This window comes from Caulobacter sp. DWP3-1-3b2 (genome assembly GCF_049896325.1).
GTDB lineage: Bacteria > Pseudomonadota > Alphaproteobacteria > Caulobacterales > Caulobacteraceae > Caulobacter.
The window spans coordinates 36,492-59,572 of the sequence record NZ_JAFCUB010000001.1 but is presented as its reverse complement, the minus strand read 5'-3'; the positions used below and the strand labels follow the sequence as shown (position 1 = coordinate 59,572).

At 66.1% G+C, this 23,081-nt stretch carries 25 protein-coding genes and 1 tRNA gene; 21 read left to right on the top strand and 5 right to left on the bottom strand.

The window, feature by feature from the left end; genetic code table 11:
* Positions 1–2 precede the first annotated feature (2 nt).
* Complete coding sequence (locus ACP7AG_RS00295; RefSeq protein WP_426029370.1) at positions 3–1,448, bottom strand: NAD(P)-dependent oxidoreductase; 1,446 nt, start codon at positions 1,446–1,448, stop codon at positions 3–5.
* 248 nt (positions 1,449–1,696) lie between these two features.
* Here ACP7AG_RS00295 and ACP7AG_RS00290 point away from each other — a divergent pair, with 248 nt between their 5' ends.
* Complete coding sequence (locus ACP7AG_RS00290) at positions 1,697–2,506, top strand: undecaprenyl-diphosphate phosphatase (protein ID WP_426029369.1); 810 nt, start codon at positions 1,697–1,699, stop codon at positions 2,504–2,506.
* A gap of 36 nt (positions 2,507–2,542) precedes the next feature.
* Here the strand turns inward: ACP7AG_RS00290 and ACP7AG_RS00285 are convergent, their stop codons facing one another.
* Complete coding sequence (locus ACP7AG_RS00285; protein WP_426029368.1) at positions 2,543–3,499, bottom strand: complex I NDUFA9 subunit family protein; 957 nt, start codon at positions 3,497–3,499, stop codon at positions 2,543–2,545.
* A 143-nt stretch (positions 3,500–3,642) separates the two neighbouring features.
* Between ACP7AG_RS00285 and ACP7AG_RS00280 the strand changes: the two genes are divergently transcribed.
* The 10 genes from ACP7AG_RS00280 to ACP7AG_RS00235 all read left to right on the top strand — a co-directional run bounded on the left by ACP7AG_RS00280 (position 3,643) and on the right by ACP7AG_RS00235 (position 10,847).
* A tRNA-Leu gene (locus ACP7AG_RS00280) sits at positions 3,643–3,729 on the top strand.
* A gap of 223 nt (positions 3,730–3,952) precedes the next feature.
* Positions 3,953–4,570, top strand: coding sequence for a ribonuclease D (locus ACP7AG_RS00275; RefSeq protein ID WP_426010515.1), 618 nt, complete (start codon positions 3,953–3,955; stop codon positions 4,568–4,570).
* 9 nt (positions 4,571–4,579) lie between these two features.
* Entirely contained in the window at positions 4,580–5,218 is a 639-nt protein-coding gene (gene lptC / locus ACP7AG_RS00270) for an LPS export ABC transporter periplasmic protein LptC (protein WP_426010514.1), read from the top strand.
* 15 nt (positions 5,219–5,233) lie between these two features.
* Positions 5,234–5,812, top strand: coding sequence for an LptA/OstA family protein (locus ACP7AG_RS00265; protein WP_426010512.1), 579 nt, complete (start codon positions 5,234–5,236; stop codon positions 5,810–5,812).
* A gap of 18 nt (positions 5,813–5,830) precedes the next feature.
* Positions 5,831–6,589: an LPS export ABC transporter ATP-binding protein gene (gene lptB / locus ACP7AG_RS00260; RefSeq protein ID WP_426011286.1), complete on the top strand. Its 759-nt coding sequence runs from the start codon at positions 5,831–5,833 to the stop codon at positions 6,587–6,589.
* Positions 6,590–6,825: 236 nt separating this feature from the next.
* A complete protein-coding gene (gene rpoN, locus ACP7AG_RS00255; protein ID WP_426029367.1) occupies positions 6,826–8,334 on the top strand; it encodes an RNA polymerase factor sigma-54 in 1,509 nt (502 codons plus the stop codon).
* Positions 8,335–8,403: 69 nt separating this feature from the next.
* Positions 8,404–9,015: an exopolysaccharide biosynthesis protein gene (locus ACP7AG_RS00250; protein WP_426010509.1), complete on the top strand. Its 612-nt coding sequence runs from the start codon at positions 8,404–8,406 to the stop codon at positions 9,013–9,015.
* 51 nt (positions 9,016–9,066) lie between these two features.
* On the top strand, positions 9,067–9,711 hold the full coding sequence (gene hpf, locus ACP7AG_RS00245) for a ribosome hibernation-promoting factor, HPF/YfiA family (RefSeq protein WP_426010508.1): 645 nt from the start codon (positions 9,067–9,069) through the stop codon (positions 9,709–9,711).
* Positions 9,712–9,812: 101 nt separating this feature from the next.
* Complete coding sequence (locus tag ACP7AG_RS00240) at positions 9,813–10,283, top strand: PTS sugar transporter subunit IIA (protein ID WP_426010506.1); 471 nt, start codon at positions 9,813–9,815, stop codon at positions 10,281–10,283.
* An 81-nt stretch (positions 10,284–10,364) separates the two neighbouring features.
* Positions 10,365–10,847 (top strand): hypothetical protein, encoded by a 483-nt coding sequence (locus ACP7AG_RS00235; protein ID WP_426029366.1) that lies wholly within the window; start codon positions 10,365–10,367, stop codon positions 10,845–10,847.
* Positions 10,848–10,909: 62 nt separating this feature from the next.
* Here the strand turns inward: ACP7AG_RS00235 and ACP7AG_RS00230 are convergent, their stop codons facing one another.
* From ACP7AG_RS00230 to ppa, 3 genes are all read right to left on the bottom strand, one after another.
* Positions 10,910–11,176 carry a DUF1150 family protein gene (locus ACP7AG_RS00230; RefSeq protein WP_426010503.1) on the bottom strand — a complete coding sequence of 89 codons (267 nt, stop codon included), beginning with the start codon at positions 11,174–11,176 and terminating at the stop codon, positions 10,910–10,912.
* Between the two features lie 81 nt (positions 11,177–11,257).
* Complete coding sequence (locus ACP7AG_RS00225) at positions 11,258–11,683, bottom strand: Hsp20 family protein (RefSeq protein ID WP_426010501.1); 426 nt, start codon at positions 11,681–11,683, stop codon at positions 11,258–11,260.
* A 259-nt stretch (positions 11,684–11,942) separates the two neighbouring features.
* Positions 11,943–12,476 (bottom strand): inorganic diphosphatase, encoded by a 534-nt coding sequence (ppa, locus tag ACP7AG_RS00220; protein WP_426010499.1) that lies wholly within the window; start codon positions 12,474–12,476, stop codon positions 11,943–11,945.
* A 192-nt stretch (positions 12,477–12,668) separates the two neighbouring features.
* Here ppa and ACP7AG_RS00215 point away from each other — a divergent pair, with 192 nt between their 5' ends.
* The 10 genes from ACP7AG_RS00215 (at position 12,669) to ACP7AG_RS00170 (ending at position 22,985) form a co-directional block, all read left to right on the top strand.
* Complete coding sequence (locus ACP7AG_RS00215; RefSeq protein ID WP_426029365.1) at positions 12,669–13,118, top strand: hypothetical protein; 450 nt, start codon at positions 12,669–12,671, stop codon at positions 13,116–13,118.
* Positions 13,119–13,301: 183 nt separating this feature from the next.
* Positions 13,302–13,919: a ribosome maturation factor RimP gene (gene rimP, locus ACP7AG_RS00210; protein ID WP_426029364.1), complete on the top strand. Its 618-nt coding sequence runs from the start codon at positions 13,302–13,304 to the stop codon at positions 13,917–13,919.
* A 2-nt stretch (positions 13,920–13,921) separates the two neighbouring features.
* Positions 13,922–15,631, top strand: coding sequence for a transcription termination factor NusA (gene nusA / locus ACP7AG_RS00205; protein ID WP_426029363.1), 1,710 nt, complete (start codon positions 13,922–13,924; stop codon positions 15,629–15,631).
* A gap of 142 nt (positions 15,632–15,773) precedes the next feature.
* A complete protein-coding gene (locus ACP7AG_RS00200) occupies positions 15,774–16,424 on the top strand; it encodes an RNA-binding protein (RefSeq protein WP_426010492.1) in 651 nt (216 codons plus the stop codon).
* A gap of 108 nt (positions 16,425–16,532) precedes the next feature.
* A complete protein-coding gene (gene infB / locus ACP7AG_RS00195; RefSeq protein WP_426029362.1) occupies positions 16,533–19,673 on the top strand; it encodes a translation initiation factor IF-2 in 3,141 nt (1,046 codons plus the stop codon).
* Between the two features lie 131 nt (positions 19,674–19,804).
* The gene (locus ACP7AG_RS00190) at positions 19,805–20,053 is read left to right on the top strand and encodes a hypothetical protein (protein ID WP_426029361.1); all 249 of its coding nucleotides are present in this window, start codon (positions 19,805–19,807) and stop codon (positions 20,051–20,053) included.
* Between the two features lie 243 nt (positions 20,054–20,296).
* Entirely contained in the window at positions 20,297–20,818 is a 522-nt protein-coding gene (locus ACP7AG_RS00185) for a YcxB family protein (RefSeq protein ID WP_426029360.1), read from the top strand.
* A gap of 63 nt (positions 20,819–20,881) precedes the next feature.
* Positions 20,882–21,397, top strand: a complete 516-nt coding sequence (locus tag ACP7AG_RS00180; protein WP_426029359.1) for a DUF2939 domain-containing protein — start codon at positions 20,882–20,884, stop codon at positions 21,395–21,397.
* 8 nt (positions 21,398–21,405) lie between these two features.
* The gene (locus tag ACP7AG_RS00175) at positions 21,406–21,951 is read left to right on the top strand and encodes a hypothetical protein (RefSeq protein ID WP_426029358.1); all 546 of its coding nucleotides are present in this window, start codon (positions 21,406–21,408) and stop codon (positions 21,949–21,951) included.
* Positions 21,952–22,196: 245 nt separating this feature from the next.
* On the top strand, positions 22,197–22,985 hold the full coding sequence (locus ACP7AG_RS00170) for a dienelactone hydrolase family protein (protein WP_426010485.1): 789 nt from the start codon (positions 22,197–22,199) through the stop codon (positions 22,983–22,985).
* The last annotated feature ends 96 nt before the right edge of the window (positions 22,986–23,081 follow it).

Sequence of the window (23,081 nt, the reverse complement as noted above, 5' to 3'; positions counted from 1 at the left end):
CCCTACTCCGCCGCGATCGAGATCGCCGCGCCCTTGGCCTGCAGATACTTGTGCATCGCGTCGGCGGCGTCGCGGCCGTCCTTGATGGCCCAGACCACCAGGGAGGCGCCACGCACGATGTCGCCGGCCGCGAACACGCCGTCCAGATTGGTCATCTGGTGGCGGACATCGGCCTTGACCGTGCCCCAGCGGGTGACCTTCAGGTCGGGCGCGGAAAACAGCTCCGGCAGGCTTTCCGGCTCGAAGCCCAGGGCCTTGATCACCAGCTGGGCGGGGCGATCGAAGTCGCCGCCGTCGATTTCCTCCGGCGATTGGCGTCCAGAAGCGTCCGGGGCCCCCAGGCGCATGCGGATGGCGCGCACGCCGGTCACGCCGCTGGCCTCGCCCATCACGGCGCGCGGGGCGGCCAGCCATTCAAAGACCACGCCCTCTTCCTCGGCGTTTGACACTTCGCGCATCGAGCCCGGCATGTTGGCCTTGTCGCGGCGATAGAGGCAGGTGACCGAGGTCGCGCCCTGGCGGATGGCTGTGCGCACGCAGTCCATGGCGGTGTCGCCGCCGCCGACCACGACCACGTCCTTGCCCTCGGCGTTCAGCTCGCCGCTGTCATAGGCAGGAACATCGTCGCCGAAGGTCTTCTTGTTGGAGGCGATCAGATAGTCGAGGGCCGGAACCACGCCGGCGCTGCCGGCGCCGGGGGCCACCAAGTCGCGGGCGGCATAGACGCCGGTGGCGATCAGCACGGCGTCATGCTGTGCGCGCAGCTCCGGCAGCGTGGCGTCGCGGCCGGCCTCGAAGTTCAGCCTGAACACCACGCCGCCGTCGGCCAGGCGCCTCGTGCGGCGCTCGACGACGTCCTTTTCCAGCTTGAAGCCGGGGATGCCGTAGATCAGCAGGCCGCCGGCCCTGTCGTGGCGGTCATAGACGGTGACGGCGTAGCCTTGTTCCCGAAGCAGCTCGGCCGCCGACAGACCGGCCGGACCGGCGCCGATGATTCCGACCGACTGGCCGCGGTCCGGACCCGCCACCAGCGGCTTGACCCAGCCCATCTCCCAGGCCTTGTCGGCCAGGTAGCGTTCGACGGAGCCGATCGTCACCGTGCCGTGACCCGATTGCTCTATGACGCAGTTGCCTTCGCAGAGGCGGTCCTGCGGGCAAATCCTGCCGCAGACCTCGGGCATCGAACTGGTGGCTTCGGAGAGTTCGTAAGCCTCCTGGATCCGGCCCTCGGCCGTCATCCGCAGCCAATCGGGAATGTTGTTGTGCAGGGGGCAGTGGGTTTGGCAGAACGGCACGCCGCATTGCGAGCAACGCGCGGCCTGCTCGGTCGCCTTGGCGTCGATGAAGTCGGCGTAGATCTCGTGGAAATCACCACTGCGCTCTTCCGCCGCCCGCTTTTCAGGCGTGCGACGGGCGACCGTGGTGAATTTCAGCATGCGTTCGGCCATGCGACTTCCCTCGTCCCCGCTTCCAGGGAAAAACTTGCGTGCGGTGGCGTCATACAGACTCTTGGCGGCAAGATGAATGCATTAGTCAAAATTATGGACGAGTATAGCCACGCCGACTGAGTAAGTCGTGCGAGCGACTCTTAGCTGGGCGCTCTAATAGTCCACTTTATGGATAAACCGATTGTTTACCGTGTCGGGCGCACGCCAGACACCTTGATTCAAGGGGCCCTGGCCCTCGGGGGACTAAGATGCCGGATTGGCTGACAGCGATCGTTCTGGGCCTGGTCGAGGGCCTGACCGAATTCATTCCCGTCTCGTCGACCGGACACCTGCTGCTGACCAAGATCGCGCTCGGCCTCACCGACACCAGCTGGGACACCTTCATCGTGCTGATCCAGCTGGGCGCGGTGCTGGCGGTGGTCGCCCTTTACTTCCAGCGCCTGTGGACGGTGGTGATCGGCCTGCCGACCAGGCCAGAAGCCCGCCGCTTCGCGCTCAGCGTGATCCTCGGCTGTATCCCGGCCTTCGCCGCCGGCCTGGCCCTGCACGGGGTGATCAAGCACCTGTTCGACAACCCCTATATCCCGCAGATCATCTGCGTGTCGCTAATCGTCGGCGGGGTGATCCTGCTGATCGTCGACAAAAAAGCCCCCGCCCCCCGCGAGATGGACGGCATGGCCCTGAACCTGAAGACCGCCTTCTTCATCGGCCTGTTCCAATGCCTGTCGCTGTTGCCCGGAGTCTCGCGCTCGGGCTCGACCATCGTCGGCTCGATGCTGCTGGGCGTCGATCGCAAGGCCGCCGCCGAGTTCAGCTTCTTCATGGCCATCCCGATCATGGTCGGGGCCTTCGCGCTCGATCTGCTCAAGAACTACAAGGACATCGACACAAGCCAGGCTGGAATCATCGCCATCGGCTTCGTGGTGTCGTTCCTGTCGGGCCTGCTGGTGGTGAAGTACATGATCGACTTCGTCGGCAAGCGCGGCTTCACCCCCTTCGCGTGGTGGCGGATCGTGGTGGGGGTCGTGGGGCTGGGGCTGATCTACATTCCGCGCTAAGCGCTAAAAGCCCTCTCCCAGAGGGTTTTCTTTTCCCTAGAACGCCCCTGTCGGGACCTCGGCATATTGGCCGCCCTTGCGGTAGCGGTAGAGGTAGGACGGGACCACCGACTCGACGGTGGTCGGAACCACGCCCATCTCGGCCAGGCCCGGCAGGCCCTTGTCCGCCACATTGTCGGCCTTCAGCGACTCGACCTGGTCGCTGGTCAGCGGCGGGGTCAGGGGCGACAGGTCGCCGACCTTGCCGATGAAGCTGGCGGCGAACCACGGGATCGGCGCCAGGAGGCGGTTCCGGCCCGTCTCGCGCAGGATCATCTCCAGCAGCTGCTTGAAGCTGTAGACCACCGGGCCGCCGAGCTCATAGGTCAGGCCCTCGGCGGCCGGGCTGGCGACCGCCTTGGCCACTGCGGCGGCCACGTCGCCGACATAGACCGGCTGGAATTTGGTCTCGCCGCCGCCGATCAGCGGCAGGGCGGGGAACAGGGCGGCCATCTGCCCAAACTTGTTGAAGAACTTGTCGTCGGCTCCGAACACGATCGACGGCCGGATCACCACCGCGCCGGGGAAGGCCTCGCGCACAGCGGCCTCGCCCGCCGCTTTCGTCCGGGCGTATTTCGAAGGCGCGTTCGCATCGGCGCCGATGGCCGAGATCTGCACCAGGCGCTTGACCCCGGCGGCCTTGGCCTGCTCGGCGACCGTCTTGGCGCCCATGACATGCAAGGTCTGGAATTGCTGTCGGCCGGCCTCGAACAGCACGCCGACCAAGTTCACCGCGGCTTCCGCGCCGTCCAGCGCCCGGGCGACCGAGTCGACGTTGTGCAGATTGGCCTGCACCACCTCGATCTGGCCGACATCGCCCAGCATCCGCATCTTGTAGGCCAGGTTGGGGTTGCGCACCGCGACGCGGACCCGGTGGCCCGCCTTGGCGAGCTGCCTAACGACCTGGCCGCCGACGAAGCCGGAGCCGCCGAACACCGTGACCAGACCTTGCATGTTCTACCTCGTCCTAAACCCGTGGTCGGGGGATAGACGAGCGCGAGCCCGTTCGCAATGAAATGCGCAACTAAGCGATTGACGGGATCAGAACCTTTGAATAAACGTCCCGGCCTCGCGGCGATCCACGGATTGCCTTGCGGGCCCAGGTGGCGGAATTGGTAGACGCGCTGGCTTCAGGTGCCAGTGACTGTAAGGTCGTGGAGGTTCGAGTCCTCTCCTGGGCACCACCCCCTACCAACCTTCGCGAGAAGGTCGGGGTGGCGCCGAACGAAAACCCGGCATCACAAGTTGAGTTTCACCCGCTTGGGGGGTTGAGACGGGCTGGCGGTCGCGGCGCCCAGGCGTTAGATATCCTGTTCATCCGGCCGACAGGGTCGGCGCCCCATATTCAGGCGTGTCGGGAAATTCGGGCGTCCGCGCGACGAAACCGAGGCGCGGAGACCACGAGACTTGGCCAACTTCCTGCATGAAGGCGATCTGCCGGGCGACGTCTTCGCCGGCGCGACCGCCATCGCCATCGATTCCGAGACCATGGGCCTGCGGCTGGGCCGCGACCCGCTGTGCGTCATCCAGCTGTCGTCGGGCGACGGCGACGCCCATGTGGTGCGCCTGGATCGCTCGACCTATGACGCGCCCAACCTCAAGCGCCTGCTGACCGATCCGGCGGTTGTGAAGCTCTTTCACTTCGGCCGCTTCGACATCGCCATGTTCCTGTTGCACCTGGGTGTCATGACGGCGCCCGTGTATTGCACCAAGATCGCCAGCAAGCTGGCCCGCACCTACACCGACCGCCATGGCCTCAAGGACGTGACGCGCGAACTGGTCGGGGTCGAGCTCTCCAAGGTCCAGCAGAGCTCGGACTGGGGTGCGGCGACGCTGTCGCCCGAGCAGTTGGCCTATGCCGCCTCCGACGTGCTGCATCTTCATGCCCTGCGCGAGCGGCTGAACGCCATGCTGGTCCGCGAGGGCCGCATGGACCTGGCCAACGCCGCCTTCGACTATCTTCCCCACCGCGCGGCCCTCGACCTGGCCGGCTGGGAAGATGTCGACATCTTCGCCCACACCTAAGGACGAAGCATGACCACCCTTGACGCGGACCGGGGCGCATACAGGCGGGACCTAAGCCGTTGGCGCAATCGTTCGCGTCGCGTGCGGCTGGCCCGGGTCCTGTTGCCGATCGCCATCCTGGCGATTCTCGCCAGCGTTGGCGGCCAAGTGGCCTGGCGCAGCTTCACCGGCGGGGACCGCCGACCGGCCGAGAGCAAGGCGCAGATTCGCATGATCTCGCCGCGCTTCCAGGGCCAGTCCAGCGACGGCCGGCCCTTCCTGATTACCGCCCGCTCGGCGGTGCGCGACGAGGCCGACCTCAAGCGCGTGTTCCTCGACGCCCCGACCCTGACACTGGGCGTCGGCAGCCCCGTCCCGACCCGCTCGACGGCCGATCGAGGGATCTATCGCGAGGATACACTGAAGCTCCAGCTGTTCGGCAATGTTCGCATGGACGACGGGGCCGGCTACCGCTTCGCCTCGAACGAGGCGATGGTCGACACGCGCACCGGAAACATCACCGGCGAAACCACGCTGAACGGCGAAGGCCCAACTGGACAGGTGCAATCCAACGCCTACTCCGTATATGACAAGGGCGACCGTATCGTCTTCCGGGGCGGCGTGAAGACGCGGCTCGATCGCAAGACGGGCGAGGCGGCCCCAGAATAGATGAGGACGTGGTTGATGAATCGATGGATGGCGCCGGCGGTGATCGCCCTCAGCCTCGCGGGGACCAGCCTTTCGGGCGGCGTCGCCCTGGCGCAGGTCGGATCCAACAGTTCCAGCGCGCCGGTCGATATCTCCGCCGACGAGCAGGAAGTCATCACCAGCCAGTGCAAGACCATCTTCCGAGGCTCGGTCGAGGTTCTGCAGGACAAGTCCCGCATGCGCGCCGCGACGATGACGGTATTCAATCGCCGCAAGACGCCGGGCAAGACCTCGACGGGTCCGGGTCCAGGCGGCAATGCCGACTGCGGCGACGTGGATCACGTCGTGGCCGACGGCAATGTGTTCTACGTGACGCCCGAACAGACCGTGCGCGGCGACCACGCCGTCTACGACTACGCCACCGACACCATCGTGGTGACCGGCGACGTCGTGGCTGTCCAGGGCCAGGATGTGGCGCGCGGCGACCGCATGACCATCAAGACCAAGACCAATGACGTGAAGATGGAATCCAACGCCACGGGTCGCGGCAAGACCCGCGTGCGCGCGGTGATCTATCCCGACCAGAACAAAAAGCCCGCCGTCGCTAAGCCGTAGGATCAAATGGCGTTCACGATGCAATATCTGGGGGCCGACAAGACGGCCGGCGACGGCCTTTTCGTCGATGCGATCGGCAAGTCGTTCGGCGATCGTCCGGTCGTCAAGAGCGTGTCGCTGACCCTCAAGCGCGGCGAGGTCGCGGGCTTGCTGGGCCCCAACGGCGCGGGCAAGACCACCTGTTTCTACATGATCACCGGCTTGGTCGCCGCAGACTACGGCTCGATCTTCCTGGACGGCGAGGACATCACCGGCCAGCCGATGTTCCAACGGGCCCGCATGGGTGTCGGCTACCTGCCCCAGGAAGCCTCGATCTTTCGCGGCATGACCGTCGAGCAGAACGTCATGGCCGTGGTCGAGATGCGCCAGAAGAACCAGCGCCAGGCTCGCGAGCAGGTGACCAGCATCCTGGAAGAGCTGCGCATCACCCACATCCGCAAGTCGCCGGCCGTCGCCCTGTCGGGCGGAGAGCGGCGCCGGGTGGAAATCGCCCGCGCCCTGGCCAGCGAGCCGTCGTTCATGCTGCTGGACGAGCCCTTCGCCGGCATCGATCCCCTGGCGATCGCCGACATCCGCGAGGTCATCGGCTATCTGAAGGGCCGCGGCATCGGCATACTGATCACCGACCACAATGTCCGCGAGACGCTGGACATCATCGACCGCGCCTCGATCATCCATGCTGGCGAGGTGCTGTTCGAAGGCTCTCCCCAGGAGATCGTCGACAATCCCGAAGTGCGCCGGGTTTACCTGGGCGACAGTTTCGCCGAGCGCGGCTAGGCATATCCTGCGGCCCGCGACCCCGCGGTGGTCGGGGCGGACGGCGATCCGGTCCTAAGGATCGCGTTCACCAACGCCTTGTCCGACACGCATTCGGGCCTCTCGGACAAGAAAACCGACGATATCTCGGGACGAGATGGTCGCAGCGGCACGCTTTTTGCTGACGTTGGCGCCCCGTTAACCAGACTGCTCTTCAATGGTGATCGACACCGGTTCGATTTGCCCAGGAGGGCGCCTTGGCTCTCGGCCACAGATTGGAGCTTCGACAAGGCCAAGGCCTCGTCATCACGCCGCAGCTGCAGCAGGCCATCAAGCTGCTGCAGTTGTCGAACCTCGAACTCGACGCCTTCGTCGAGGCCGAGCTCGAGCGTAATCCCCTGCTCCAGCGCGAAGATGGCCCAGTCGAGGCCGAGCGCGCGTCCGAAGCCCCCGAAGGCGCGACCGAGAACCTCGGCCTGGACTCGGTGTCCGACAGCGCCGCCAGCGGCCAGATGGACGCCACGCCCGACGACGTCTCGCCCGGCGAGCGCGCCACCGGCGATGGCCCAGACTCGGAAAATGGAGCCGAGCAGGCCGGCGGGGCCATCGACTGGTCGCGCACCGGCGGCGGCGGCAATTTCGAGAGCGACGACAATTACGAAAGCGCCCTTACCCGGCCCCCGACCCTGACCGAGCACCTGACCGGCCAGCTGTCGGTGGCGGGTCTCTCCCCCGCCCAGAACGTGGTGGCCCGGGTGCTGATCGACGCGGTGGACGAGACCGGCTATCTGCGCGCCGACCTCGATGAGGTGGCCGAGCGCCTGGGCTGCGAGCTTGCCTTCGTCGAAGGGGTTCTGGGCGCCCTTCAGGGCTTCGAGCCAGCTGGCGTCCTGGCCCGCGATGTGCGCGAGTGCCTGGCCCTGCAGCTGAACGACGTCAATCGCTACGACCCCTGCATGGCCGCCCTGCTGGACAATCTGGACCTGCTCGCCAAGCGCGACATGAATGGCCTGCGCAAGATCTGCGGCGTCGACGACGAGGACCTGCGCGAAATGATCGCCGAGATCCGCGCCCTGACCCCCCGCCCCGGCGCGGCCTTCCACTCCGACCCGCCCCAGACCCTGGTGCCCGACGTCCATGTGCGTGAGACGCCCGGGGGCCTGTGGCATGTCGAGCTCAACACCGACACCCTCCCCAAGGTGCTGGTCGATCAGCGCTACCACGCCCGGGTCAGCAAGGGCGCGCGGAGCGACCAGGAAAAGAGCTTCGTCTCCGATTGTTTCGCCACCGCCAACTGGCTGGTAAAAAGCCTGGACCAGCGGGCCAAGACCATCCTCAAGGTCTCCAGCGAGATCGTCCGCCAGCAGGACGGCTTCCTCGCCTACGGCGTCGAGCACCTGCGGCCGCTGAACCTCAAGACCGTCGCCGACGCCATCGGCATGCACGAGAGCACCGTCAGCCGGGTGACCTCCAACAAGTACATGGCCACCCCGCGCGGGGTGTTCGAGCTGAAATACTTCTTCACCTCGGCCATCCAGGCCACCGAGGGCGGCGAGGCCCATTCGGCCGCCAGCGTCCGCCACAAGATCAAGGGCCTGGTCGAGGCCGAGCGCAGCGAAGCCGACGTCCATTCCGACGACGCCATCGTCGAAATCCTCAAGGGGGCCGGCGTCGACATCGCCCGCCGCACCGTGGCCAAGTACCGCGAGGCCCTGCGAATTCCCTCCTCGGTCGAGCGTCGGCGGCTGATCAAGGAAACCGCGTAAAAAGGATCGATGGCGCATAGCCACGAAGGCCGCGCTCTGCGTTTCTAGAGACGCGACCAAAGGCGAAGCATGACGACCCAGAGTTTGTCCGACGTGATCGAGGGGTTTGGCGAGGACACACGCCCCGTCCTGACCGTCGGCCAGATGCTGGAGCAGTTCGATAGCCGCGCCTTCGGGGCCATGCTGTTCGTGTTCGGACTGCTCAACTGCCTGCCCCTGCCGCCAGGCTCCTCGACCATCCTCAGCCTGCCGATCTTGCTGCTGGCCCCGCAGATCGCCTGGGGCTCGGATATTCCATGGCTGCCCCGCAAGCTGGTTCACCATCCCCTGAAACGCGACGACCTGCGAGGCCTGTTCCGTAGGCTGACGCCGATCGTCCGGCGGATGGAGCTGGTCACCCGCCCGCGCCTGGAGATGTTGTTCGCGCCGGCCGGCGAGCGGATGATCGGCGTGGTCTGCACCCTGCTGGCCATGGTGCTGGTGCTGCCGATCCCCCTGGGCAACCTCGCGCCGGGCGCGACGGTGGCGGTGCTGTCTCTGGCCCTGCTGCAGCGTGACGGCCTGCTGGCCCTGGCGGGCTATCTGATGGCGGCGGTCAGCGTCGGCCTGCTGGTGCTCAGCGCCGGTGTCGTCATGGCTGCGGTCGAACGCCTGCTAGACATGTTTTCAGGGCTGTTTTAAGTCGCCTTGGCGGCGCTTGACACCACGTCAGGACAGGCGCGTTGTTACCGCATGCAAGTCCAAATCTCCGGCAAGCATGTCGACGTTGGCGAGGCTCTGCGAGCGCGAGTCTCCGACGAAATCACCCTGAGCATCGGTAAGTATTTTGATCGCGGCGGCGACGCCGAAGTGATCATCAGCAAGGAGGGCTACGCCTTCCGGGTCGATTGCTCGGTCAAGCTGGCTTCGGGTCAGCAACTGATCAGCCACGGGTCGGGAGGAGACGCACACGCGGCCTTCGACGCCGCCCTGGCCAAGATCGAAACGAGGGTTAGGCGCTACAAACGACGATTGAAAAGCCACTCCATCGCCGCCAACGCCAAGGCGGCCGAAAACGCGGCGATGTACGTGCTGCGGGCCCCCGAAGACGACGATGCCGACGAGGACGACTGGAGCAGCGAGGACGACCATCCCGCCGGCGCGCCGGCCGCGATGATCATCGCCGAGAGCCAGGGCTCCCTGAAGACGATGACCGTTTCCATGGCGGTCATGGAACTGGACCTGACCGAGTCCCAGGCAATCGTGTTTAGGAACGCCGCCCACGACGGATTGTCAGTGGTCTATCGGCGGCCAGACGGAAATATTGGCTGGATCGATCCCGAACGGACGCAGGTGAAGGCCCCCGCGCTGAACGGACACGGGCCAGCCGCAAGCTGACAGAACCTCGGGTTCGTTGGTGCGTTTCGGAAGGTCCGCATTTTGCCGAATCTCTCGGAACGACGACTCGGTGCGACCGATAACGAAGCGAGCTGGCGGCCATGACGATCGGCGATCTACTGGATCCAGGCGCAGTGATCCTGCGGGTCAGCGCCTCCAACAAGCGTCAGGTCCTGGGCGTCATCGCCGACGTTGCCGCCCGCGTCCTGGGCGTCGACGCCGGTGAGGCGCTCGAGGGCCTGATCGATCGTGAGACGGCCGGTTCGACCGGCGTAGGCCAGGGCGTGGCTATTCCCCATGCGCGCGTGAAGGGCCTGGACCGGGTTCGCGCGGTGTTCATGCGCCTGGAGACGCCGGTGGCATTCGGGTCGGTGGACGACAAGCCCGTGGACCTGCTGGTCACCCTTTTCGCCCCCGCCGACGCCGACTCCAGCCACCTGAGGGCCCTGGCTCGGGTGTCGCGACTGATGCGCCAGCCCGAGACGCGGCAACAACTGCGCCAGGCGCGCTCGGCCGACGCGGTGTATCTGCTGCTAGCCCCGGCGCAGGAGAGCAAGCCGACGGCGGCTTGAGGGGCGGTTGCGAGCGCCCAAATTTGTCTGTTAAAGGCTATATTTCCAAAACTTGGTCAGCGGCCCTGGAAGCTCACTTCGATGATCAGAACACTTCTTCTTGCTTCGAGTGTAGCGCTCGCACTCGGCGCATCCGCTAGGGCTCAAATTCCACAGACCGAGCCGCTGGCTGAGGGCCGCCCGTGTACCTCTAGCGATCTTGTGGGTCTTTGGGAAAGCCGGGTCGTTACACCAAATTCGACCACGAAGGCGTTGTCTAAAGGGATTTCGCTAGACTACATGCGCTTCTCGTCTGACGGAAAGATGATGTATTACGGCGCGGGAAAACCCGAGGCTGACATCCAAAAGATTCAAAAGAACCTCGACCAATATGATGCCGTAGATGGCGTCAACTATGATGGCAGGATATTTACTCCTGGTTTCCTCTTAATCACCCGAGATGGACAACCCTTCCAGGGCTTCACCTGCACCGTGGTGAACGCTGCACAGGGCGAGCCAACGATGATCTTGAGCCAGTTGAGGGGGATGGCGCCTTTGAGGCGTTTGCAGCGTCGACTCGATTAGGCGCGCCGCTTCCAAACCGACCCAGATGTCTCTCGGGTCGGCTCGGAACTTACCGACGGGGGCTAATGCACCGAGACCGGCGCCAGCTCGTGCGCCAGGGCGGCGGCCACGGCGGAGTCCTTGTCGGTCAGCACGGCCAGGCGGGCGCCGTCGGCGCGGAACACGGCGTAGAGCGTCTGGTCGGGCGACAGGTCAAAGTCGCTGACCCCGTCCGGCGCGTCCTCGAGGATTTCCGCCGCCTTGATGGGCCGCACATAGACCAGGTCGGGCGCGCCAAGCGCCGCGAAGGCTTCGGCGGAGAAGAACGGGGTATGGGGGTCAGGTGTCATTAAGACCAACTCCTTTGAAAATAGGAACGCCCCGCGACGCAGGTCGGTTCAGACCGCGCGCTGGAACGAGTGCCGGAAAGGTCAGCCGACCGACCGGATGGGAATGCGGCGAACCAGCCGTTCAGGCTCCGGCCGGGCGAGATCGACATGCAGCAAGCCATGCTCGAGCGTGGCGGCCGTGACCTCCATGCCGTCGGCCAGCACGAAGGTGCGCAGGAAGCCCCGCGCCGCGATGCCGCGATGCAGATAGGCGCGGTCGGTCTCGGACTTGCCGTCCGCCTCGCGCCGTCCGGCGACCACCAGCTGGCCGCCTTCGACGGTGACATGCAACTGATCGGGCGAGAAGCCAGCGACTGCCAGGGTGATGCGCACCCCGCCGTCGTCAGACTGCTCGACATTGTAGGGCGGATAGCTTTCGGCGGCGGCCTTTGCCGCGCGCTCGATCAGGTCTCGAGTGTGTTCGAAGCCCAGCAGGAAGGGGCTGTCGAACAGGATGGCGCGGGTCATCGCGAAGTCCTCGCTCAAGCGACTTCGTGCGCGAGAACCAGGCCCGGGATCGGCGCCCCGCCTCGCGACGTCCAGCTTAGGTGGCGATGGGCGACGGTGGGTTCAAGAGCCGTAAGCGCCTGCCCCCGTGGGACGCACAGGGGGAGGGCACCCCGAAGAGGTCGGGTGGGGTTTGATGAGTCAAGGGGGCGGCGAAGCCCCACCCACCACTTGGTGGTCCCCCCTCCCCATTAAGGGGAGGGAAAGAACCTGTACTAATTCAGTAGCTTTCGTCGTGGCGCTTGATCGCCGTGCGGATGATCTCGGCGGTTTCTTCCAGGTCGGCCCAGCCGCTGATCTTGGTCGACTTGCCCTTTTCCAGGTCTTTATAGTGCTGGAAGAAGTGGGCGATCTGCTCGGTGAGGATCACCGGCAGGTCGCGCCAGCTGTTCACGCCCGTATAGAAGGGGTGCAGCTTGTCGACCGGCACGGCCAGGATCTTTTCGTCCGAACCGGCTTCATCGACCATCATCAGGGTGCCGATCGGGCGGCAGCGGATGATCGCGCCCGGCACCACGGGGGTCGGACCCACCACCATGATGTCGGCGGGATCGCCGTCGTCCGCCAGGGTGTGGGGAATGAAGCCGTAATTGGCCGGATAGAACATCGCCGTGTGCAGGAAGCGATCGACCATCAGGGCGCCGCTGGCCTTGTCGATCTCATATTTCACCGGCTCGCCGCCTTGCGGGATCTCGATGACGGCGTTGAGGTCATAGGGCGGGTTCACGCCGGTGGCGATCTTGGAGAGGTCCATTGTGACTCTTCTTCAGGAGATTGGGGTCCGCGGGGAGGCGGCTGCGCGGGCGACTGTATAGGCCACAAATGTTGCGGTGCGGAAGGGGCGGAAAGCTTGACTTGCGACCTCGGGCACCGAAAGCCTTACTTATCAGCGAGGGCGGTCATAATGATCCGAAGACGATGGGGTACGGCTTGGCTGTTTGCGGCGATGATTTTCGCCGGCCCGGCGATGAGCCGTTCTATCGAAGATCTCCATGTCGACCTGCGGGCGCGGGCCGGCTTGCCTCCCGCCAGCGCGGTCGGCGAGGTCACGATTTTTCGCCAAGCGCTCTATCTCGGCGGAAGCTCAAGCACGGTCGCACGACGCAACACGCGCGGCCGATGGACGGTGTCGCGGGTGGAGACCTTGGGGCGCGCGCCGAACGGCGTCCGGGCCAAGAACTGGACGTTGAGCCGAGACTCAGCGGAAGTTCTGGAGCGTTGGCTTGATGATCCGGCGCTGTATCAAATGACCGGTTCGGTCGGCGAGCAGTCTTGCCTGGATCCTGGCATGCTCGTGGCTGAGGTCGCTTGGAAGGGGCGATCAACCAGCCTTGAAGCCGATTGCGAAGCCGACGACGCCCTCAAGGCGTTGTCCGGCATACTGAACGCCTCCTAAGGCGCGGTGTCAGAGGGGCTTCCAACCGTCCGAACATCACGCTATATAGCTCCTACATCGTCCGTCAGCGCTGATAGCGCTTTCGAGCGGCGGCCCGAAAGGCTGCCGCTTTTTCTTTGGCCGCTCGCCAGCTAGGCTTTAGTCAGCAGGTTTTGGGCGGCCGCCAGTGAGTTGAGAGACCCTTTGCGCGGCAAGACGCAAGAAGACCGTAGTCTGATCGAACTGCTCGATCCCGTGGCCGATTCCGTCGGCTATGAGTTGGTGCGCCTGCGCCTGATGGGCGGGGCCGAGCAGCGCCGGCTGCAGATCATGGCCGAGCGGCCGCTGCAGGACGACGGCAGCGGCGGCGACATGAACGTCGAAGACTGCGCCAAGCTGTCGCGCGCCATTTCCGAAGTGATGGACGCCGCCGACCCGATCAGCGGCGAATACACCCTGGAAGTCTCCAGCCCCGGCGTCGATCGCCCCCTGACCCGGCTGAAGGACTTCGACACCTATGCCGGCCTGGAGGTCCGCCTCGAGCTGGACCGCGTCGCCGAGGGCCGCAAGCGCTTCAAGGGCGAACTGGCCGGCGTCGAGGATGGCCAGGTGGGCCTGAACATCGAGGGCGAGGACGACACCACCGTCTATTTCCCGTTCGACTGGATCGTCGACGCCAAGCTGGTGCTGACGGACCAACTGATGAAGCGGGGCGCCGACCAGCGCGCCGCCCGCGTCGGCGAAGGCGCTGACGCCGACAACGAAGACCTCGGCGACGACGCCGAAGACGACATTGACCTGTCCGAAAGTGAAGAGGACTGACCATGGCCATCGGCATTTCCGCCAACCGCCTCGAGCTGCTGCAAATCGCCGACGCCGTCGCGCGCGAAAAAGGCATCGAGAAGGAAGTCGTCATCGAGGCGATCGAGGACGCTCTGCAAAAGGCGGCCCGGGCCCGTTACGGCGCCGAGCACGATATCCGGGTGAAGATCGACACCAAGACCGGCGAGACCAGCCAGAAGCGGGTCATCGAGGTCGTGGCTGATGACTTCGAGCTGGAAGGCGAGATCGGCAAGGTCCAGCTGTCGTCGGCCAGGCGCACCTGGCGCGACGCCGAGGTGGGCAAGATCTACGAGGAAGATCTGCCGCCGTTCGAGATCGGCCGCGTCCAGACCCAGATGGCCCGCCAGGTCGTCATGCATAAGGTCCGCGAAGCCGAGCGCGAGCGCCAGTACGACGAGTACAAGGATCGCGCCGGCGAGATCGTCAATGGCAGCGTCAAGCGCGTCGAATACGGCAACGTGATCGTTGACCTCGGCCGCGGCGAAGGCATCATGCGCCGCGACCAGTCGATCCCGCGCGAGAACTTCAACGTCGGTGACCGCATCCGCGCCTACATCTACGACGTCCGTCGCGAGACCAAGGGCCCGCAGATCATGCTGTCGCGCGCCCACGGCGGCTTCATGGCCAAGCTGTTCGCGCAGGAAGTGCCGGAAGTCTATGACGGCGTCATCGAGATCCGCGCCGTGGCCCGCGATCCGGGTTCGCGCGCCAAGATGGCCGTGATCTCCAACGACAGCAGCATCGACCCCGTTGGCGCCTGCGTCGGCATGCGCGGCTCGCGCGTCCAGGCCGTTGTGGCCGAGCTGCAGGGAGAGAAGATCGACATCATCCAATGGTCCGAGGACGAAGCGACCTTCATCGTCAACGCCCTGGCCCCGGCCGAGGTGTCCAAGGTCGTGATGGACGAGGAAGACGAGCGCGTCGAAGTCGTGGTGCCAGATGAGCAGCTGTCGCTGGCCATCGGCCGTCGCGGCCAGAACGTTCGCCTCGCCTCGCAGCTGACCGGCTGGCAGATCGACATCATGACGGAGGCCCAGGAGAGCGAGCGCCGTCAGAAGCAGTTCACCGAGACCACCGCCCTGTTCCAGGAAGCCCTGGACGTCGACGAGGTCATCGCCCAGCTGCTGGTCACCGAAGGCTTCGCCACGGTGGAAGACGTCGCCTATGTCGAGCCGCACGAAATCGCCGCCATCGAAGGCTTCGACGACGAGACGGCCGAGGAGCTTCAGACTCGGGCCCGCGAATATCTCGACAAGGAAGCCGCGGCGCTCAACGCCAAGCGCGTCGCGCTGGGCGTTGAGGACGGCGTGCTGGAGATCGAAGGCGTCACCTTGCCCATGGCCGTGGCCTTGGGCGAAGGCGACGTGAAGTCGGTCGAGGACCTGGCCGGCCTGATCCCCGACGACCTGCGTGGCTGGTTCGAGACCAAGGACGGCGAACGCACGCGCGAAGCTGGCATTCTCGACAGCTTCAACCTGTCGCCGGAAGACGCCGAGGCGCTGATCATGCGCGCCCGCGTCTTAATGGGCTGGGTGGAGGCTCCGCCGGAGCCGGAATATATCGAAGAAGAGGTCGAAGACGCGGAAGACGCGGGCGAAGCGCCGGCCGAGGCCTCGGACGAGATCACCGAAGACGCTGAGCCGACGGAAGAGACCGAGGACGCGACTGACGACGAGACCAAGGAAGACTAGAAACTTCCGTTTCCCCGACGAAGGTCGGGGCCCAGGTGAAAGCCCATGAGCCTCTCAGGGTGAATCTGGGTCCCGGCCGGAGTTTATCCTCGGGCGCGCTTGCGCGACCCGCAGGCCGGGAAGCGGTTGATGACGAGCATTGATGACAGAGCCCGACGCCCCCAAGACCCACGCCGAAGCTTCGCGCCAGCGCAAGGACATCGTCCTGGGCGAGGCGACCGACGAGGCGCGCCTGGTGCGGTTCGTGATCGGTCCCGACGGGGCAGTCGTGCCCGACGTGGCGCGCAAGCTGCCGGGTCGCGGCATGTGGGTGGACGCCACGCGCGAGGCGGTGACCCTGGCGGCCAAGAAGGGCCTGTTTTCGCGCTCGGCCAAGACAAAGCTGTCGGCTCCGGCCGACCTGGCCGACCAAGTGGAGCAACTGCTGGTTCGGCGCGTTCTCGACGGGCTGGGTCTTGCACGGCGCGGTGGAAACATTATCTCGGGCTTCGAAAAGGTCTGCTCGGCCCTGGCGTCGGGCAAGACCGCTTGGCTGATCGAGGCGTCAGACAGCGCCGCCGACGGCCGGCGAAAGATTCTCACCGCCGCCTACAAGGCCCCGAACGACCCGAAAATCCTCGGTATGTTCTCATCCGACGAATTGGGTTTGGCCTTGGGCGGGGAGAATGTGATACACACGGCGCTTCTTGCCGGGCGCGGCACTGATCGCTGGACATTGGATGTCGAGCGGTTATCAGGCTTCCGCCCACTCTCCCCTCCGAGTTGGTCGGCGAGTTGGCGTGAGGAGCCTTGAGATAAGGGCCCGGAAACGCGCTTCCTTTGGGAGGTACGTCCAGGCCCCGTTCTCATATGGATCTAACGGTTTTGGCCAGCCTCAGCTGGCGGAAGTACAAGCGAGCGCATGAGCGACGAGAACGATAACGGTCGGCCTGGTTCCAACCCCGGGGGCAGAGCGCCCATAACGCTGAAGCCCCGCCAGGGGTCTGTCAGCGCCGGTGTAGTGAAGCAGAGCTTCAGCCACGGCCGCACCAAGACGGTGGTGGTTGAAACCAAACGCGTGCGTCCGCACGCGGCTCCGGCAGGCAACCTCGCCGCGCCGTCCTCGGCCGAGCGTCACAACGCCGCGCCGCGTCAGCAGTCTTCCGGCGGTGGCGGCTCTTCGGCTGGCGGCCTGTCGCAAGGCGAGATGCTGGCCCGTCAGCGCGCCATCGAGGCCGCTCGCGAACATCAGGAACGTCAAGCCGGCGAACGCCGCGCCGCCGAGGCTCGCGCCACGGCCGCCGAGGCCGCCGCGCGCGAAACCGCCGCTAAGGCCGCCGCGACCGCCAAGGCCGCCGCGACGCCGACTCCTGCTCCGGAGGCGGCTCCGGTCGCCGCCGCTCCGGCCGCGCCCACCCCGGTCGCCCCCACCCCGGTCGCCCGCGTGGTCGCCGCGCCTGCTGCTCCGGCCCCGACGGCCGCCGCGGCTCCTGCTCCGGTCACGGCTCCCGCAGCGCCGCGCGCCGAGGCCCCGCGCCCCGCCGCACCGGCGGCGCGCGGCGACGCGCCCCGTCCCGCGGCGCCGGCCGCCGGCCAGACCCGCACCTACGAGCCCAGCCGCGATCGCCGCGACGACCGCACCTCGACCACGACCTATCGTCCGGGTCCGGGCGGCGAGCGTCCACCGCAAGGCGATCGTCCCCAGGGAGACCGTCCGCAGGCCGACCGGCCATTCAATCAGCGCGCTCCGCGCCCGGATGGTCCCTATAACCAACGCACGCCGCGTCCCGACGCTGGCGGTCCCCGTCCCGAAGGCGCTAGCGGTTTCCGCAACGACCGTCCGCAAGGCGACCGCCCTCAGGGGGATCGTCCGCAAGGCGATCGTCCCCAGGGCGACCGCCCGACTCAGACCGTCCGCTATTCGGCCCTGGCCCCGCGCCCGGCCCCTGGCGCCCGTCCGGGTCCTGGTGGTGCGCGAGGCGCCCGTCCGGGCGTTCCCGCCTCGGCTCCGGCCACGCCAGAAATCCAGCGCGCCACGCGTTCGGCCCCCCGCCCCGGCGGCGAGGCCGCGCGGCGTCCGGAGGATGACGACGATCGGCGCAAGGCCGCCGCGCCCGGCAAGGCCGTGTCGCGCGCCAAGGGCGCTCCGATCCGCCGCGAAGGCCGCCTGACGATCCAGACCGTGGCCGGCGATGGAGACTCCGCCGATCGCATGCGCTCGCTGGCCTCGGTTCGCCGGGCCCGTGAACGTGAAAAAGAAAAGCGCCGCGGCGGTCCCGCCGATGTCGTGAAGGTTAGCCGCGAAGTGATCATCCCCGACGTCATCACCGTTCAGGAGCTGTCCAACCGGATGGCCGTGCGCGGTGTCGAGATCATCAAGTTCCTGATGCGTCAGGGCGTGATGCTGAAGATCAACGACGTCATCGACAACGACACCGCCGAACTGGTGGCCACCGAATTTGGCCACACCGTCCGCCGCGTTTCGGAAGCCGACGTCGAAGAAGGCTTCATCGGCGCCGAGGACATCGACGACCACCTGGAGTCGCGGCCCCCGGTGGTCACGGTCATGGGTCACGTCGACCACGGCAAGACCAGCCTGCTGGACGCGCTGCGCAAGGCCGACGTGGCCGGCGGCGAGCACGGCGGCATCACCCAGCACATCGGCGCCTATCAGGTTCGCCTGGAAAATGGCCAAAAGGTCACCTTCCTCGACACCCCAGGCCACGCGGCCTTCTCGCAAATGCGGGCCCGCGGCGCCAACATCACCGACCTGGTGATCCTGGTGGTGGCTGGCGACGACGGCGTCATGCCGCAGACCATCGAGGCCATCAAGCACGCCCGCGCTGCGGAAGTGCCGATCATCGTGGCCGTCAACAAGATGGACAAGCCGGGCTCTGACGCCACCCGCGTCATCAACGAGCTGCTGCAACACGAGATCGTGGTCGAGAGCCTGGGCGGCGAAACCCAGATCGTCGAGGTCTCGGCCAAGACCGGCCAGGGCCTGGACGAGCTGATCGAGCGCATCCTGCTGTTGGCCGAGGTCATGGACCTGAAGGCCAACCCCGATCGCACCGCCGACGGCGTGGTGATCGAGGCCAAGCTCGACAAGGGTCGCGGCGCGGTTTCGACCGTGCTGGTCAAGCGCGGCACGCTGAAGCGCGGCGACATCGTCGTGGCCGGCAGCCAGTTCGGCCGGGTTCGCGCCCTGCTCAACGAGCGCAATGAGCAACTGAACGACGTCGGGCCTTCGACTCCGGTCGAGATTCTCGGCCTGGACGGCGTGCCTTCGCCCGGCGACCCCTTCGCGGTCGTCGAGAACGAAGCTCGGGCTCGTGAATTGACCGAGTACCGCATCCGCCTGAAGCGCGAGAAATCGATGCATCCGGTTGGCGCGGGTGCCACCAGCATGGCCGACATGATGGCCAAGCTGCAGGACAAGAAATATCGCGAGCTGCCGCTGGTCATCAAGGCTGACGTGCAGGGCTCGGCCGAGGCGATCATCGGCTCGCTGGACGCCATGTCGACCGACGAGGTCCGCGCGCGGATCATCCTGTCGGGCGCCGGGGCGATCAGCGAAAGCGACGTGATGCTGGCCAAGGGCGCCGGCGCGCCGCTCATCGGCTTCAACGTCCGGGCCTCGGCCCAGGCGCGGGCGCTGGCCGAACGCGAAGGCGTCGAGATCCGCTACTACGCGATCATCTACGACCTGCTGGACGACATCAAAGGCGTGCTCTCGGGCATGCTGGCCCCGATCCAGCGCGAAACCTTCCTCGGCAACGCCGAAGTGCTGCAAGCCTTCGACATCTCCAAGATCGGCAAGGTCGCCGGTTGTAAGGTCACCGAGGGCGTGGTCCGCAAGGGCGCCAAGGTCCGGATCATCCGCAACGACATCGTCGTTCTGGAACTGGGCACCCTGGCGACGCTCAAGCGCTTCAAGGACGAGGTCAACGAGGTCCCGTCCGGCCAGGAGTGCGGCATGCTGTTCGCCGGCTTCCAGGACATCAAGGTCGGCGACACCATCGAGTGCTTCACCGTCGAAGAGATCAAGCGCCAGCTCGACTAAGGTCGGGTTGGCGCTTCGAGAGACAGGGGGCGCGGACCGCAGGGTCCGCGCCCTTTTTCGTTTGGCGGGTGGCCTAGCTCGACGACAGTGGTGGTCCGTGGCACTCTGGTATCGCAGCTGGAGGCGCGATCATGGCGGAGATCACCGTCGCTACCTGGGGCAAGGACCTGGCTTTCGGTGTCTTGCAGGACATGGGGCGCGAGGCCGGCTTGATCGATGGCGACCAAGTCAACAGCGAAATCCTGAAGGGCGAGATCGTCATCAGCAAGCGACTTCCGCCCTCTCGCCGGGCCAGCAGGCCCGCGCCCGCAGAGCGTTGGAAGGGATCACCGCCGACAGCAAGGGCCGGTCCCTGGATGGGGTTTCGATCCGCATACTAAGCGACGAAGGGCGGCGCGGGTGATGCGGGTTTGACGCATGGTGGACCTTGGCGAGCGTCATGTGCGACGAGACGACCGGAGCGGCTTCGGGCTTATGTGTCGGCAGCCACTCTACAGCGCGGCTAGATTAGGCTTTCGATCGAGCTTCAGCTTAAAGGGAAGGGCGCCGACGCGAGTTCGGCGCCCTTCTTGCGTTTGGGGTGAGAGATGAAAATACAGGGGACAACTCCGGTAGGGGAGACGATGACGGTCGGTGGAGCTTTGTCGAAACGCCTTTTCGGATGGCGCCGTTTCAGCTTCCTCGTCTATCTCGCGGTGATCGCCGTTATGACTTTGACTTGGCTGGCGCTGCCGGATGCGATTGGCCTCAACGACACCCTTGCCCTGTCGGGGCTTATGATCAGCTTCGTGCTTGCCATGTTCGGCTATATTTTCTGGTGCCGTCGACTTGGCTCAAACGCATGGGTCCGGCTAGGCACGCTTCAGCAAGTCGATTTGAGCTACGAGTTCAATGACGTCGGACTGGAGATTGTCAGCAGCAGCGGCGTCGTGACAAATGTACCGTGGCGCGCCGTCCTCAGCGTTTGTCGCGAGAAAACACTGTGGCTCCTGATCAGCACGGGTGGAGGGACTTTCTATCTGCCTCGCCGCTTTTTTGCGAACGCCACCGAGGAAAAGGCGTTGATTGCGTTTTGTGTCGATCACCTGTCGCCGCAGGCGCGCTCGCGAAGTCCCGAAGCGACAGCCTTCCTCGCCCCGACTTAGCGGCGATCGAAGTTGGGCCCGCCGGACTGGAATTCGCCCGATTTCCGGCTTAACCCTGTCGTCATGCGTATCCGGACCCTCCTGACCCTGACCCTTGCGACCGCCGCCCTCAGCGGTTGCGCCACCGTCAGCCGCTATGACGCGGCCGGCGACGTCCACGCTCTGCTGGTGGCGATCCGCAACAACGACCATGCCGCCTTCGACGCCCGCGTCGATCGCTCGGCGCTGAAGGCCCAGATCGAGAGCCGGCTGGTGCGCGAGGCCCGCTCCTCGAAGATGAGCGGCGGCCTGCAGGCGGCGATCATCGCCCTGGCCGCGCCCGCCGCCGACATCGCCGGCGCCGCTCTGGTCCAGCCCGAGACCTTCCGCTACGCCGCCAACTATTACGGCTACACGCCTGACCGCCCGATCCCCGACCGCATCGCCATCGCCGCCGCCCTGCGCCCGCTGGACAGCGACCATGTCTGCGCGGCCAAGACCAAGGACGGTCCCTGTCTGCTGACCTTTACCCTGGAGGGCGGCACGTGGCGGCTGTCGGGCTTCGACGCCGAGGCCGTCAACCTGCACTTCAACCGGTGACGCCAGCGATGCGGGCGCGCGCCGTGCTGCTCGGCTTGGCCCTGAGCGCCTTGGCCACCGCCGCGCACGCCGAACGCAAGATGTATTCCTTCGACCCGATCTCGGCCGACGCCAAGCGTCTGACCGGCGCCGGCCTGACGGTGCTGTTCGACAGGAAGCTGACCGGAACCCGGGTGCTGAAGGTTCTGGCCACCGGCGTGCCGGTCCAGGCCCGGCTGATCGGCGGCCATCAGAAGGATCTCGCCCCTGGCGGGTTGAAGGCCATGGCCGGGGTCGACGCCGACGCCGACCTCTATGAGATCGACCCGAAGTTCGAACAGGGCCGGGTCTATATCCGGGCCTTCTGTCCGGGGGCGAAGCGCCTTTGGCTGAGCTTCAGCCGGCTGGCCACCTATCGCGACCTGCGCGTCCAGGCGTTCGGCGACGACCCCAAGGGCGGGGCGACGCGGGTGTGCGGCACCCTCGACTTTTCGTTCCGCGGCGAATGGAAACTGCCCAACGGCAAGGGGCCCGATCCAATGGATGACTGGGCCGACGACAAAGGGCCGGGCTAGAGCATTTCCCGACCTGACTGCGTCAGGCCGTGAGCTCTAATCTTCTGTTTTGACGCATTTTTCTTCATGCGAACCGGAATCACTTCGCTCGAAAACTGCTCTAGCTGGGCGGTTTTCGCACCCCTTAATCTCTCTGCATCCCGACTTTCGTCGGGATGCAGAGAAGAAGTGGGCGCGCTTCGGGACGCGACATCAAGCCGCTGTTTCATGCCATGGTCGCCCGACGAGGCAGGGGGTGAGCGACCATGAGCGACGCGTTGGCGGACTTTACCCTGTTCGACTTCGACGACGGCCGTTGGACACGGCCCGTCTACCGCATCGGCTCGGGCCCGGCGGTGATCGTCATCCACGAGATCCCCGGCCTCCACCCCGGCGTATTGCAGTTCGCCCGCGACGTGGCGGCAGAGGGTATGACCGTGTTCTGCCCCAGCCTGTTCGGCGAACCCGGCCGGCCGGTGACCACGGGCTACGCGATGAGGGTGATCGCCAAGACCCTCTGCGTGCGCCGCGAATTCACCGCCTGGGCGGCTGATCGCTCCAGCCCCATCGTCGACTGGCTGCGCGCCCTGGCCCGCCAGGTCCATGCCGAGTGTGGCGGCAAGGGCGTCGGGGCGGTGGGCATGTGCTTCACCGGCGGCTTCGCCCTGGCCATGATGACCGAGCCCTCGGTGGTGGCCCCGGTGATGTCGCAGCCCTCATTGCCACTGGGCAAGAAGAACGCTGCGGCGCTGGACGTGTCGCCGGACGAACTGGCCGTGGCCAAGGCGCGTATGGAGGCCGAGGATTTGACACTGCTGGCCCTGCGGTTCGCGGGCGACGCCCTCGTGCCCTGCGCCCGCTTCGCCACCCTGCAGCGAGAACTGGGCAACCGGGTCGAGGCCCACGTCCTGCCCGACGCCTCGGCGCGCGGCGGCTCCGGCCGTGACCCGCATTCGGTGCTGACCCTGCACCTCAATCGCCATGATCCGGACGGCGAGACGATGAGGGTGCATCGACGCGTGCTGGCCTTCTTCAAGGACCGCACGGGGGCCTGAGGCGCGGTCACGCTGGACTTTTGCCGGCCACGCGCCTAGACACCCCGCCTTCCTGTTTCCACCCCGCGCCCGGCGTTCGATCCGCTGGCCGGGCGG